The organism is uncultured Streptococcus sp. (assembly GCF_963521255.1).
Taxonomy (GTDB): Bacteria; Bacillota; Bacilli; order Lactobacillales; family Streptococcaceae; genus Streptococcus.
In genome coordinates this window covers 185,423-199,614 of sequence record NZ_CAUQTU010000001.1, presented here as the reverse complement: position 1 = coordinate 199,614, position 14,192 = coordinate 185,423, and the positions used below count along the sequence as shown (strand labels likewise).

Annotated in this window: 15 protein-coding genes; all 15 read left to right on the top strand. The window is 41.1% G+C overall.

The features are described 5' to 3' along the window. Positions 1-119: 119 nt before the first annotated feature. The 15 genes from RWP09_RS00950 to RWP09_RS00880 all read left to right on the top strand — a co-directional run bounded on the left by RWP09_RS00950 (position 120) and on the right by RWP09_RS00880 (position 14,175). The gene (locus RWP09_RS00950) at positions 120-749 is read left to right on the top strand and encodes a competence protein (RefSeq protein ID WP_314432897.1); all 630 of its coding nucleotides are present in this window, start codon (positions 120-122) and stop codon (positions 747-749) included. A gap of 95 nt (positions 750-844) precedes the next feature. Continuing rightward, positions 845-1,288 (top strand): tRNA (adenosine(37)-N6)-threonylcarbamoyltransferase complex ATPase subunit type 1 TsaE, encoded by a 444-nt coding sequence (gene tsaE / locus RWP09_RS00945; RefSeq protein WP_314432894.1) that lies wholly within the window; start codon positions 845-847, stop codon positions 1,286-1,288. Beyond that, positions 1,278-1,796, top strand: a complete 519-nt coding sequence (locus RWP09_RS00940; protein WP_314432892.1) for a GNAT family N-acetyltransferase — start codon at positions 1,278-1,280, stop codon at positions 1,794-1,796. The genes tsaE and RWP09_RS00940 overlap by 11 nt, the downstream gene beginning before the upstream one ends. Positions 1,797-1,803: 7 nt before the next feature. Then, complete coding sequence (gene brpA, locus RWP09_RS00935) at positions 1,804-2,856, top strand: biofilm formation/cell division transcriptional regulator BrpA (RefSeq protein WP_314432890.1); 1,053 nt, start codon at positions 1,804-1,806, stop codon at positions 2,854-2,856. An 88-nt stretch (positions 2,857-2,944) separates the two neighbouring features. Further along, entirely contained in the window at positions 2,945-4,201 is a 1,257-nt protein-coding gene (locus tag RWP09_RS00930) for a competence/damage-inducible protein A (protein ID WP_314432888.1), read from the top strand. A gap of 54 nt (positions 4,202-4,255) precedes the next feature. Next, entirely contained in the window at positions 4,256-5,422 is a 1,167-nt protein-coding gene (gene recA / locus RWP09_RS00925; RefSeq protein ID WP_314432886.1) for a recombinase RecA, read from the top strand. Between the two features lie 101 nt (positions 5,423-5,523). Continuing rightward, positions 5,524-6,894 (top strand): MATE family efflux transporter, encoded by a 1,371-nt coding sequence (locus RWP09_RS00920; protein ID WP_314432885.1) that lies wholly within the window; start codon positions 5,524-5,526, stop codon positions 6,892-6,894. A gap of 96 nt (positions 6,895-6,990) precedes the next feature. Continuing rightward, positions 6,991-7,707 carry a YebC/PmpR family DNA-binding transcriptional regulator gene (locus RWP09_RS00915; protein WP_314432883.1) on the top strand — a complete coding sequence of 239 codons (717 nt, stop codon included), beginning with the start codon at positions 6,991-6,993 and terminating at the stop codon, positions 7,705-7,707. 177 nt (positions 7,708-7,884) lie between these two features. Beyond that, a complete protein-coding gene (locus tag RWP09_RS00910; RefSeq protein ID WP_314432882.1) occupies positions 7,885-8,346 on the top strand; it encodes a MarR family winged helix-turn-helix transcriptional regulator in 462 nt (153 codons plus the stop codon). Next, on the top strand, positions 8,330-10,099 hold the full coding sequence (locus tag RWP09_RS00905) for an ABC transporter ATP-binding protein (RefSeq protein ID WP_314432880.1): 1,770 nt from the start codon (positions 8,330-8,332) through the stop codon (positions 10,097-10,099). The genes RWP09_RS00910 and RWP09_RS00905 overlap by 17 nt, the downstream gene beginning before the upstream one ends. Then, positions 10,089-11,849 (top strand): ABC transporter ATP-binding protein, encoded by a 1,761-nt coding sequence (locus RWP09_RS00900; RefSeq protein WP_314432878.1) that lies wholly within the window; start codon positions 10,089-10,091, stop codon positions 11,847-11,849. The genes RWP09_RS00905 and RWP09_RS00900 overlap by 11 nt, the downstream gene beginning before the upstream one ends. A gap of 95 nt (positions 11,850-11,944) precedes the next feature. Continuing rightward, positions 11,945-12,448 (top strand): phosphatase PAP2 family protein, encoded by a 504-nt coding sequence (locus RWP09_RS00895; RefSeq protein WP_314432876.1) that lies wholly within the window; start codon positions 11,945-11,947, stop codon positions 12,446-12,448. A gap of 113 nt (positions 12,449-12,561) precedes the next feature. Continuing rightward, on the top strand, positions 12,562-13,008 hold the full coding sequence (locus RWP09_RS00890) for a LytTR family DNA-binding domain-containing protein (protein WP_314432874.1): 447 nt from the start codon (positions 12,562-12,564) through the stop codon (positions 13,006-13,008). A gap of 4 nt (positions 13,009-13,012) precedes the next feature. Then, complete coding sequence (locus RWP09_RS00885; protein ID WP_314432872.1) at positions 13,013-13,687, top strand: LiaF transmembrane domain-containing protein; 675 nt, start codon at positions 13,013-13,015, stop codon at positions 13,685-13,687. Positions 13,688-13,806: 119 nt separating this feature from the next. Next, on the top strand, positions 13,807-14,175 hold the full coding sequence (locus tag RWP09_RS00880; protein WP_094753923.1) for a hypothetical protein: 369 nt from the start codon (positions 13,807-13,809) through the stop codon (positions 14,173-14,175). Positions 14,176-14,192: the final 17 nt, after the last annotated feature.

Sequence of the window (14,192 nt, the reverse complement as noted above, 5' to 3'; positions counted from 1 at the left end):
GTAAGGGTTACTTGCATCAAACTTTTTAGCGTTTTAGAGTAGAAAAACGACAGTTGAGAAATATTCTAGCAATAGTGAGGATTTCTAGCATATAATAGGAGCAAGTAAGGGGGAAAATGATGGGAAAAATGAAAAAGCAAATCCGTATTTTGTTATTACTGACTGTTTTTGGACTTTGTGCTTGTTCTTGTTTAAGTTTATCGACCTGGACCTTGATGTTAAATCAAAACTGTTTCTATTATTTAGTTGGCATGTTACTACTTGCGAGTATTGGGGTAGGACTAAACTACTATAAAGGGCAACAAAATCAATATTATTCAGTTTTTAGAGCAGATAAGAAACAACTCTTGTATACTCTATTACTCTTAGTAAACATTTTAGGTTTAGCTTTAATTGTCATAGAACATCTCCTTGAAGGGAATGCATCCGTGGAAGAGTTTGTGGAAGTCTTTCTACCGAGTTTCTTTTTCTTATTCGGTATTGACTTGTTAGTCTTTCTGCCGATTCAGAAGTATCTATATGCCTTGAAAAAGATTTTGGGTAAAAAGCAAGTCTGTTTTATCAGTGGACTAGCTATTTTAATCGTTCTCAGAAATCCTTGGTCAATATTATCCATGACATTTTATGTAGCCTTGGGAATGCTTTTTCTAGGATTGTTGGTACCAAAAGTCATTCGCTGGGAAGTTTCATTTTATAGCCACTTGATGAGAGATATACTATTAGTTGTCTTTTTACTGTTCCTATTTTAAAATCAGAATAAAGGCTAGTTCAAGTCTTATAATTCATACTATGGAATTCACAGATAATATCTCGACAAAGAATAACTTTTTGGTATAATAGGAATATGTACACTAAAAACGAAGAAGAGTTACAGTTCTTAGGTGAACGTTTGGGCTGTTTATTAGAAAAGAATGATGTTTTAATTCTAACTGGAGAACTGGGCGCAGGTAAAACGACTTTTACAAAAGGTCTTGCTAAAGGGTTACAGATTTCTCAGATGATTAAGAGTCCAACTTACACTATCGTAAGAGAGTATGAAGGTCGTCTTCCACTTTACCACCTAGATGTTTATCGTATTGAGGGGGATGCTGATTCTATCGACTTGGATGAGTTTCTCTTTGGTGGTGGAGTGACTGTCATTGAGTGGGGCCATCTTTTAGGTGATGCCTTGCCGGGTACTTATTTAGAATTGGAAATTCTAAAAGAAGGAGACGGTCGCAGATTACATTTCCAAGCAAAGGGTTTGCGTGCAGAAGAACTCTTAGAGGAGCTTCAACATGGAGTATGAATTGCTCATTAGGGAAGCAGAAGCTGAAGATGCAGTTGAATTAGTAGCCTTTTTAAATCGTGTGAGTTTGGAGACAGATTTTACCAGTCTGGACGGGGAAGGTATTCTATTGACAGATATTGAGATGGAGTTGTTTTTGGATAAACAGGCTCACTCGAAAAATCAAATCACTTTACTTGCCTTACTAAATGATGAAATTGCTGGTCTTGTAAATATCACAGCTGATCAACGTAAGAGAGTTCGTCATATTGGAGATCTCTTTATTGTGATTGGTAAGAAATATTGGAATAATGGGCTGGGAAGTTTCTTGCTTGAAGAAGTCGTAGAATGGGCGCAGGCTAGTGGCATTCTTCGTAGACTTCAACTCACTGTCCAAACTCGTAATCAAGCTGCAGTTCATCTATATCAAAAGCATGGTTTTGTAATTGAGGGTAGACAAGAGCGCGGTGCGTACATAGAAGAAGGGGACTTTATCGATGTTTACCTGATGGGTAAACTGATAGATTAGTAGAAATATGGTTAAAAAAATTATTGGAATGGTGCTAGCTTTTCTAGCTGTGACAGTTTTGGGTGTGGGTGTCTTTGCTTATACTATTTATCAGCAAGGTACACAAACCTTATCAAAAACCTATAAAAAAATTGGAGAAGAAACCAATGTTATTGAGGCGACTGAACCCTTAACGATTCTTTTGATGGGGGTTGATACTGGAAACGTGGAACGAACGGACCCTTGGGAGGGAAATAGTGATTCCATGATTCTTTTGACAGTTAATCCTCACACAAAGAAAACGACGATGATGAGTTTGGAGCGTGATATCCTGACTAAAATTCAACATAAAGATGGTGGTATTCAAGAAGCGAAGTTAAACGCTGCCTATGCTGGTGGTGGTGCAGAATTGGCTATTTCAACCATTCAGAAGATGATGAATATCCATATTGACCGCTATATTATGGTCAATATGCACGGATTGCAACAATTAGTCGATGCGGTAGGGGGAGTTACTGTCAATAATACTCTAGGTTTTCCGATTTCCATTAGTGATCAAGAGGAATTTAACACCATTTCTATTGGTGTTGGGCAGCAAACTCTAAATGGAGAAGAAGCGCTTGTTTATTCTCGCATGCGTTACCAGGATCCAGAAGGGGACTATGGTCGTCAGAAGCGTCAGCGTGAAGTTATTCAAAAGGTTGTTGAAAAAGTTCTCAGTTTGAATAGTGTTAGTCACTACCAATCTATTTTAAAAGCCCTAAGCACTAATATGCAGACTAATATCGATTTATCTGCAAAAAGTATTCCGAGTTTGTTGGGTTATAAAGATTCATTTAAAACTATTGAATCACAACAGTTAAAGGGTGAGGGAGAGATGTTGCAAGGCATTTCTTACCAGATTGTTTCTAGAGAGCATATGTTGGAAATGCAGAATATATTGCGACGTTCTTTGGGACAAGAAGAAATCACTCAGCTTGAAACAAATGCTGTCTTATTTGAAGATTTGTTTGGACGGTTGCCTGTTGATAATGGGGATAATCAACAACAAGGTGCCTTTGTAACAAATGAAGTAGAATAGTTCGTTTTTTGATACAAATAAAAAATCAATCGTGGGAAATTTCCTGCGATTTTTTCAAAAAAATACGAATAGATAGGTAGGAGGAAGCATGAAAGCAGAAATTATTGCAGTTGGAACAGAGATTTTGACAGGACAGATTGTTAATACTAATGCTCAATTTTTATCGGAAAAACTAGCAGAAATTGGGGTAGATGTATATTTTCAGACGGCTGTAGGGGACAATGAAGTTCGTCTCTTGTCTTTGCTTGAGATTGCCAGTCAACGTAGTAGTCTAGTGATTTTGACAGGTGGTTTGGGACCGACTGAGGACGATTTGACCAAACAAACTCTGGCTAAATTTTTAGGGAAAGAATTAGTCTTCGATCCTCAGGCGCAGGAGAAGTTGGATGTCTTTTTTGCTCAGAGACCAGACTATGCCCGAACACCGAATAACGAAAGACAAGCTCAAATTGTAGATGGAGCGACTCCACTGCCAAACGAAACAGGACTGGCTGTGGGAGGAATATTGGAAGTCGATGGAGTGACCTACGTTGTCCTTCCAGGTCCACCAAGTGAATTAAAACCCATGGTCTTAAACCAACTTCTACCCAAGTTGATGACAGGGAGCAAGCTATATTCCCGAGTTCTTCGTTTCTTTGGGATTGGCGAGAGCCAGCTGGTGACGATTTTGGCTGATTTAATTGATAATCAAACTGATCCTACCTTGGCCCCTTATGCCAAGACAGGAGAAGTCACTCTGCGTCTGTCAACAAAAGCTAGCAGTCAAGAAGAAGCGAATCAAGTGCTGGATATTTTGGAAAATCAAATATTAGGTCGCCAGACCTTTGCAGATCTTTCTTTACGATACCTTTGTTATGGCTATGGGGAAGAAACTAGTTTAGCCAGTATTGTGGTAGATGAACTGAAAAAACAAGGGAAAACTATCACGGCTGCAGAGAGTTTGACGGCTGGTCTTTTCCAAGCTAGAGTAGCGGATTTTTCGGGTGCTTCAAGTATATTTAAGGGTGGTTTTGTGACCTATAGCTTGGAGGAAAAATCAAAGATGTTGGGCATTCCTGTCAAAGATTTAGAAGAATATGGTGTGGTGTCTGAATTTACAGCGCAGAAGATGGCTGAGCAGGCACGAATCAAAACCCAGTCTGATTTTGGCATTAGTTTGACTGGAGTAGCAGGACCAGACAGTCTAGAAGGGCACCCAGCTGGGACAGTTTTCATAGGCTTGGCTCAAGAGCATGGAACTGAGGTCATCAAGGTTAATATTGGAGGCAGAAGTCGAGCAGATGTACGTCACATTGCGGTTATGCATGCCTTTAACCTAGTTCGCAAGGCTTTATTAAGTGACTAACTTTTGATATAATAGTAGATAGGTCTGAGGACCATTAGAATGTAGGAGAATAGAATGGCGAAAAAACCAAAAAAATTAGATGAAATTTCAAAAAAATTTGGGGCAGAACGTGAAAAAGCCTTGAATGACGCTCTTAAATTGATTGAGAAAGACTTTGGTAAAGGATCCATCATGCGTTTGGGTGAACGTGCCGAGCAAAAGGTGCAAGTGATGAGCTCAGGTTCTTTGGCGCTTGACATTGCCCTTGGTTCAGGTGGTTATCCTAAGGGACGTATCATCGAAATCTATGGGCCAGAGTCATCTGGTAAGACAACAGTTGCCCTTCATGCAGTTGCGCAAGCGCAAAAAGAAGGTGGGATTGCAGCCTTTATCGATGCGGAACATGCCCTCGATCCAGCTTATGCTGCGGCCCTTGGTGTCAATATTGATGAATTACTCTTGTCACAACCAGACTCAGGAGAGCAAGGTCTTGAGATTGCAGGAAAATTGATTGACTCAGGTGCTGTAGATCTTGTCGTGGTCGACTCAGTTGCGGCTCTTGTCCCTCGTGCGGAAATTGATGGAGATATCGGTGATAGTCACGTTGGTTTGCAGGCTCGTATGATGAGCCAGGCCATGCGTAAGCTCGGTGCTTCTATCAATAAGACAAAAACTATTGCCATCTTTATCAACCAATTGCGTGAGAAAGTTGGGGTTATGTTTGGAAATCCAGAAACAACTCCTGGTGGACGTGCTTTGAAATTCTACGCTTCAGTGCGTTTGGATGTTCGTGGAAGCACACAAATCAAGGGAACTGGTGACCAAAAAGACACCAATGTCGGTAAAGAAACCAAAATCAAGGTCGTGAAAAACAAGGTGGCTCCACCATTTAAGGAAGCCTTCGTTGAAATCATGTACGGAGAAGGGATTTCTAAGACTGGTGAGCTTTTGAAGATTGCAAGCGATTTGGACATCATCAAAAAAGCAGGAGCTTGGTACTCTTACAAGGATGAGAAAATCGGACAAGGTTCTGAAAATGCTAAGAAATACTTGGCAGATCACCCAGAAGTCTTTGATGAGATTGACCATCAAGTCCGTGTTCAATTTGGGTTGATTGATGGAGAAGAGGCTTCTGTAGAAGGTATTGAAACTAAAAAAGATGAAGCGGTTCAAGCAGATTCTGTGAATGAAGAAGTGACACTTGACCTAGGCGACGAACTTGAAATCGAAATTGAAGAATAAGCTGTTAAAGTAGTGGAGAAATTCACTGCTTTTTCATTGCCTAGTTCTGGCATAGTTTACTGTTTCTTGTCGCTCCTCTAGAAAGCTGATATAATAGCCTTATGAATAAAAAACGAACAGTGGACCTGATTCATGGTCCTATTCTTCCTTCGCTCTTAAGCTTTGCCTTTCCAATCTTGCTGTCCAATATTTTCCAACAGCTCTATAACACTGCTGATATCTTGATTGTTGGACGATTTCTTGGACAAGATTCTTTGGCTGCGGTTGGGGCAACAACTGCCATTTTTGACTTGATTATAGGATTTACACTTGGTGTTGGTAATGGGATGGGGATTGTCATTGCCCGCTATTATGGGGCTCGGAATTTTACTAAAATCAAGGAAGCGGTAGCAGCCACCTGGATTTTAGGTGCACTTTTGAGTATTGTAGTTATGTTGCTGGGCTTTCTTGGCTTGTATCCTCTCTTGCAATACTTAGATACTCCCGCAGAAATCCTTCCTCAATCTTATCAATATATTTCTATGATTGTGACCTGTGTAGGCGTCAGCTTTGCTTATAATCTCTTTGCAGGTTTGTTGCGGTCCATTGGTGACAGTCTGGCAGCTCTGGGATTTCTGATTTTCTCTGCTCTGGTTAATGTGGTTCTGGATCTCTATTTTATTACGCAACTGCAACTGGGAGTTCAATCCGCTGGACTTGCTACCATTATTTCGCAAGGCTTATCAGCGGTTCTCTGCTTTTACTATATCCGCAAGAGCGTTCCAGAACTTCTACCTCAGCTGAAACATTTCAAATGGGACAAGGCCTTGTATGCGGATCTTTTGGAGCAAGGTTTGGCTATGGGCTTGATGAGTTCAATTGTGTCCATCGGTAGTGTGATTTTACAGTCTTCTGTTAATACCTTTGGTGCAGTGATTATTAGTGCCCAGACGGCGGCTCGACGCATTATGGCCTTTGCCCTTCTTCCTATGACCGCAATTTCCGCTTCGATGACGACCTTTGCTTCTCAGAACTTAGGTGCTAAGCGCCCAGACCGCATTGTTCAAGGTCTTCAAATCGGTAGTCGTCTAAGCATGTCCTGGGCAGTTTTTGTTTGTGCCTTTCTCTTTTTTGCTAGTCCTACCTTAGTTTCCTTCTTGGCCAGTTCGACGGATAGCTACCTGGTAGAAAATGGTAGTCTCTATCTGCAAATCAGCTCAGCCTTTTATCCAATTTTGAGCCTCTTGTTGATTTATCGCAATTGTTTGCAGGGCTTGGGACAAAAGGTTCTTCCTCTAGTTTCTAGCTTTATTGAGCTAGTCGGGAAAATCGCTTTTGTAGTCTTGATTATCCCTTGGGCAGGCTATAGGGGAGTTATCCTTTGTGAACCCCTTATCTGGGTTGCCATGACCATACAACTGTACTTTTCGCTTTTCCGTCACCCCTTGATAAAAGAAGGCAAGACCATCTTGGCAACAAAAGTGTCATCCTAGCTCGATTTGCTGAATAAAATCCATTTCCTCTAGTGAAAATCGAAAAAACTTGTGTTATAATAAGAAAGATTAAAATGTGAAAAAAGGAGATTCCTAATGGGACGTAAATGGGCCAATATCGTAGCCAAGAAAACGGCTAAAGATGGAGCTAACTCTAAAGTATATGCAAAATTTGGTGTAGAAATCTATGTAGCAGCTAAAAAAGGTGATCCAGACCCAGAATCGAACACTGCTTTGAAATTCGTTATCGACCGTGCTAAACAAGCCCAAGTGCCAAAACACGTTATCGATAAAGCGATTGATAAAGCAAAAGGAAACACAGATGAAACCTTTACAGAAGGACGTTACGAAGGTTTTGGACCAAATGGTTCTATGTTGATCGTGGATACTTTGACTTCAAACGTTAACCGTACAGCGGCTAATGTCCGTGCAGCTTTTGGTAAAAATGGCGGAAACATGGGCGCTTCAGGTTCGGTCTCATACCTCTTTGACAACAAAGGAGTTATCGTATTTGCAGGTGAAGATGCCGATGCAGTCTTTGAGCAATTGCTTGAAGCAGATGTGGATGTGGACGATGTAGAAGCAGAAGAAGGGGCAATCACTGTTTACACAGCTCCAACAGACCTTCACAAGGCTATTGTTGCCCTTCGTGAGTCAGGTGTCGAAGAATTCCAAGTTACTGAATTGGAAATGATTCCTCAGTCAGAAGTGGAATTGTCAGGCGATGACCTTGAAACCTTTGAAAAACTTTACAGCGTTCTTGAAGACGACGAAGACGTACAAAAGATTTATACGAACGTAGACGGGTTCTAATTTAACCTAGAGAACATGATCCTAAGTGATAAGCTCACTTGGGATTTTTTGAATCAAGAAAATAGTTCTCATGGAAACTTTTTTCTTGACATCTCTTTTCAAAGTGGTAAAATAGTTCTCATGAAAACTTAATTAGTTCCTAGGAGAACTAAATGTGATGGTTAGAAAGGAGATAGCATGGATAAACCGATGTTGGTCTTTAAGCGTTTTGGTCACCAGATTCATTTGATGGTGCAAAAGGAAGCCAAACGTAGTGGCATTGAATTTATGGGTGGACCTCAAGGTCAGGTTGTACGTTTTTTGGATAGCCGTGAGGAAAATCAAAACTTGGTCTTGATTAAAGATATCGAACAGGAACTCAATATTACCAAGTCTGTTGCTAGTAATCTAGTCAAGCGTATGGTGCAAAATGGTTTGGTGGAATTGGAGGCGAGTTCTAGCGATAAGCGGGCTAAGTTTGTTCGTCTGACGGACAAATCGCGTTCTCAAATGAAGCAGGTTAAAGCCTTCTTTGAACGCATTGACAAGCAGTTGATGGCAGACATTGATGAAGATGAATTACTGATTTTTGAGAAAGTCCTCAATCAACTACAGGAAAATATCAAGAGAATAGGAGGAGATAATGAAGAAATTAGCTAAACGAATTAGTAGAAAAGAATGGGGGATGATTTTACTAGCCATTCTCTTTACCTGCTTTTCAGTCTACCTAGAGTTGGAAGTTCCGACCTATATCTCGAAAATTACGGATTTGCTAGGAAGTCAAGGAACCAACTTGGATGAGTTATGGCAACCAGCAGGTATGATGGTCGGAATGTCTTTTTTTGCCTTCTTGTCCGCAGTCGCAGTTGGATTTATTGCGTCCAGAGTGGCTGCTTCTTACACTAGTAGGCTGAGAAGTGATATTTTTAACCGAGTTTTAGACTACTCACAGACAGAGATTAAGAAATTCTCTATTCCCAGCCTCCTAACTCGTACCACTAATGATATTACCCAAGTTCAGATGTTGATCACCATGGGCTTGCAAGTGGTTACGCGTGGTCCAATTATGGCTATCTGGGCTATCGGGAAGATTTTAGGCCATTCAGAATACTGGCTCTGGGCCGTTCTTGTAGCAGTGATTGTCAATGTTTTGATGACGACAGTCTTGATGACGCTAGCCTTTCCAAAACAGTCCTTGATTCAGAGTCTGACTGATAAACTGAACAGTATCACTCGTGAGAGTTTAACAGGTATTCGTGTTGTTCGCGCCTACAATGCTGAAGAATACCAAAATGAAAAATTTGCAGCAGCAAATGATGAATTGACCCGTTTGAATTTGTTTGTAAACCGTCTAATGGCCATTTTGAATCCCATCATGATGGGGATTTCAAGTGGTTTGAGTGTGGCGATTTACTGGATTGGGGCCTATGTGATTAACGACGCTGCTCCGACAGCACGTCTGCCTCTCTTTAGTGACATGGTTGTTTTCATGTCTTATGCCATGCAGGTTGTTATGGGCTTCCTTCTCATGGGAGCGCTCTTCATCGTTCTTCCTCGAACTATGGTCTCTGCCAAGCGGATTAATCAGGTTTTAGATTTGCATTCTTCTATCCAAAATCCTGCTCAAGTGCAGCTGGCTGATGAAAACCTCAAAGGTCAGGTCGAATTTAAGGATGTGACCTTCCGCTATGCGGTAAATTCGGAGGCGGTTATTGAGCATGTTAGCTTTAAAGCAACAACTGGTCAAACAGTGGCTTTTATTGGGTCAACAGGCTCTGGTAAATCAACTCTTGTCAATCTGATTCCACGTTTCTACGATGTGTCAGACGGAGAAATTCTGGTGGACGGTGTCAATGTTCAAGACTATGCCTTAGAAGATTTGCGCAACAAGGTTGGTTATATTCCTCAGAAAGCGGTTCTCTTTTCAGGTGATGTCAAGGGTAATCTAGACTTTGGACAGAGTCAAGAAACACCACTTAGTGAGCAGGCTATGTGGCAAGCCTTGGAATTGGCCCAGTCTAAGAACTTTATAGAAGACAAGGAAGCGGGCTTAGCGTCAGAAGTGTCCCAAGGAGGAACCAACTTCTCAGGTGGTCAAAGACAGCGTCTGGCCATTGCGCGTGCCTTGGCTCGGAAGCCAGAAATCCTCATCTTTGATGACTCCTTCTCAGCCTTGGACTACAAGACAGATCGAGTTCTTCGTCAAAAGCTAGCAGAGAAAACCAAGTCTATGACCAAGCTTATCGTCGCACAGCGTATTTCAACGATTATGGATGCAGATTTGATTTTGGTCTTGGATCAAGGGAAAGTCGTGGGACAAGGCACCCACAAGGAACTTCTAGCTAATAACGAAGTTTACCAAGAAATTGCCTATTCACAATTATCGAAGGAGGAATTGGAACATGGAAAATAAGAAAATGTCTCTCTGGAAACAGAGTAAACCCTATCTTGCAGGCCTCCAGTTTGCCCTTCTGATAGCCTTTCTAGCAACAATCGTATCCAATATCATTACTGTATATGGTCCAACCCGCATCAAGGAAATGACCAATATCATTGCCAGTGGCTTGGAAACAAGTGTGGATGTCGCGGCGGTTGCAGCCATTGGTAGTTTTTTGGCCGTCATCTATGTGATTGGACTCCTATCAAATTATTTGCAGGCCTTTCTGTTTACAACAGCCATTCAACGATTTTCAGAGTGTTTGAGAAGAGCGATTGCAGAGAAAATCAATAGTCTACCATTGGGATATTTTGATGGACACTCTCAAGGAGATACCTTGTCTCGTGTAACCAATGACGTTGACACTGCAGCCCAGTCCCTCAATCAAAGTCTGGGAACAGTTCTTTCATCTAGTTTATTGGTCTTGTCAGTCTTGGTAACCATGTTTGGGATGAACTGGATTTTAGCCTTGGTGACGGTTGTTTCAACTCTTGTTGGATTTGCTTTCGTGTCCGTCTTTATGGGCAAATCACAGGGTTTCTTTAAGAGTCAGCAACAGGATTTGGCAGCTGTCAATGGCTATGTGGAGGAAATGTACTCTGGCTATAATGTGGTGACTAGTTACAATGCTATCGAGAGCACGAAAGAAGAATTTACGACATTAAATAATCGTCTGTATGATAGTATCTGGAAATCTCAGTTTATTTCAGGGATTATGATGCCGATTATGATGTTTATTGGGAACTTTAGCTATGCCCTAGTGATTATTGTTGGTGCAGCTTTGGCTCTGAATGGGCAGATTAGTATCGGTATTATCGTTGCTTTTATGGCCTATGTTCGTATCTTTTCTCAGCCTCTTTCACAAATTGCCCAAGGGATTACTAGTCTTCAGCAGGCTAGTGCAGCCATGGGACGTGTCTTCGAATTCCTAGCTGAAGAGGAAATGGAAGACGAATCCCATAAAGAAAGACAATTGAGCGATATGAAAGGTCAAGTAGTCTTTGATCGAGTTTCCTTTGGTTACACACCAGAGAGAACTATCATCCATGACTTTTCTGCGATAGCTTATGCAGGTCAAAAGGTTGCCATTGTCGGACCGACTGGAGCTGGTAAGACAACCATTGTCAATCTTTTGATGAAGTTCTATGAGCTTGATAAGGGAAGTATCCGTATCGATGGTGTAGATACCAAGGATATGAAGCGTTCGGAAGTACACGATGCCTTTTCAATGGTCTTGCAGGACACCTGGTTCTTTGAAGGCACTATCCGAGATAATCTCATCTATAACCAAGAGGGCATTAGTGATGAGCGCGTGATTGAAGCCAGCAAGGCTGTAGGGATTCACCACTTTATCATGACCCTACCAGATGGTTACGATACCGTCTTGGATGATACAGTGACCTTGTCTGTTGGGCAAAAACAACTCTTGACCATTGCTCGTGCTTTGCTGAAAGATGCTCCACTCCTAATTCTAGATGAGGCGACTTCTTCGGTTGATACACGGACGGAGGAATTGATCCAGAAAGCCATGGATCGTTTGATGGAGGGCAGAACTTCCTTTGTCATCGCCCACCGTTTGTCAACCATCCGCAATGCTAATCTGATTCTTGTCATGAAAGATGGAAATATCATCGAGCAAGGAAATCATGATGAGCTGATGGCGCAAGCTGGTTTCTACGCTGACCTCTACAACAGTCAGTTTACAGAAGACGAAGCAGAAGGATAAACCCAAAGAAGGCTTGACGGCCTTCTTTTTCTGCACTATACTAGAAGACAAGTGCTTCCCTGCAAATAAAATTTGAGTAAGTGATGAGAAAATATATGAAAAATTATCAAGAATGGTATGACCATATTGCTGGTAAGATTGAAAATAGGCCCATCTTTCTGAGATTGTTAAGAACTTTCAATCGGTTCATGACGGTAGTTATGCCTATGATTTATCTAACCTTGTTAGCAATTACCTATCTCCAACAAGGACTTGGGAAACAGGTCGGGATCTATGTGTTTGTCCCTGCTACAGGCTTTGTGATTTTGTCCTTTCTTCGTAAGAAAATCAATGCCCCTAGGCCTTATGAGGAATGGGATATTAAACCCTTGCTTGACAGAGATAGTCCGGGTCAGTCTATGCCCAGTCGTCATGTCTTTTCAGCAACCATTATCTCCATGGCTTGCTTGCATGCTAGTCTAACTATGGGGATGATTTGTTTGACATTATCAGCCTTCCTAGGTCTAGTGAGAGTCTTAGGTGGAGTGCATTTTCCAAAGGATGTAGTGGTTGGTTATATTTGTGCTCTTGTGTGGGGTGTGCTTTTCTTTCTATGTTGACCTGTAAGTTAAGGCGGTCCTACAACCACTTACGAGTCTAAAGTAACCACTTGCTTTTTTGCTCTTGTTTTCTTATTTTAGCTTTGATATAGTAGAGTCAGAAAGGAGATGGAATGAAGTTACGAATCGAAATTGACAGCAATTTAGAGGAAACTGAAATTGTCATCAAGGCAGCGGCTTTGACAGATGAGATTGCGGATTTACAGCGCCTCTTGCAAGAGTCCAAGTCTCCTAGGTTGATTTTTTATAAGGGGACGGGTGAATACTACTTAGACTTGTCAGAAATTCTCTTCTTTGAGACGGAAGGTAGCAAGATTTATGCCCATACCCATAAAGATGCCTACGAGGTTCGGCTTAAACTCTATGAGTTGGAGTCTATCCTGCCCCGTTATTTCAGTCGAGTATCCAAGTCGACCATTACTAATATTCGGCAAATCTATTCGGTGGGCAAGTCCTTTTCAGGAACGGGCACCATTTCCTTTTATCAGACCCATAAGGAGGTTCATGTCTCACGGCATTACCAATCCCTCCTAAAAGAAAATCTAAGAAACACGAGGTAAGAACATGAAAAAGAAAGCATTTGGTATTGTGTTGCTCATTTTGGCGGCTTTAGTATTATTGCAGGGGAATTTTGGAATCCCTTCTCTGGGAGGGCACATTTGGCCTTTGATTGGTATTGGATTTTTTGCCTATCAATCAGTTGGAGCTTTGTTGCGTCGTCACTTAACTTCAGCCTCTTTTACAGCTCTAGTAGCCTTAATGATTGCTAACCACTTTTATGGCATTTTACCAATTCCCAATCAGTCATTGTTCTGGGCAAGTATTTTAATCGTAATGGGTGTCAGCGCACTCACTCATTCTAACAGAACTTGGAATGGGAAAAAATGGTGGTATGATGGTAAAAAGACCATTCTTACAGATAAGGAAGTTGCTTTTGGGACTGGGACTTTCTACAAGCAAGAGCAAGAATTGGTAGAAGATCAAGTAGAAGTTGGTTTTGGCAATGCCAAGATATATTATGACAATGCAGAGATTTTAGGAGATAGCGCAATCCTGAAAGTGGAAGTTGGTTTTGGCAATGCAGTTATCTATGTTCCTCAACATTGGGGAGTTGATTTAAAGGTAGAAACTTTCTGTGGTGTAGCCAAGGCAGATACTTCTCTAGCCCCAACCAGCAAAACCTTGATTATCCGTGGAGATGTGGCTTTTGGGAAGTTGGGGATTGTCTACGTTAAATAAAAAAATCTTCCCTAAGTGTCTAGAGTTTTGGGAAAGTGAAAAATTAAATATCATATAACCTGAGAGAGCGAGAAAATCGCTCTCTTTTTTCGTTGCAAAAATTAAAGAAAGGAGAAAAAATGTCAGATAATATTGAAATTGTTATGGATATTGATTCGTTAAAAATTTTCGATGTAATAGATCTTGATAAGAATGAAAATATGGTTGATTGTATCCCTGAAGGAAATTCTGATGAAAAAGTATCTGTATACGATGATCTCAATAGAGTTTGGCTTGGGGACGGCTATTACTATAGACCTTCTAGTCTTCTCTGGAGAGTTATGAAAGATGATGTTATTCATGAATTATGTCCTAGAATTGAGCTTGGCACTTATCCTTACTCCAGAAGAGCTAGAGATGGAACTTGGGGACAAACTAGCCAATTGACTCAGGATGAAGCCTTGTGGTTGACTCTGGAGTTTAATCCAGAATTGATGGGGTATATTTAGGGAAATAAATTATATAC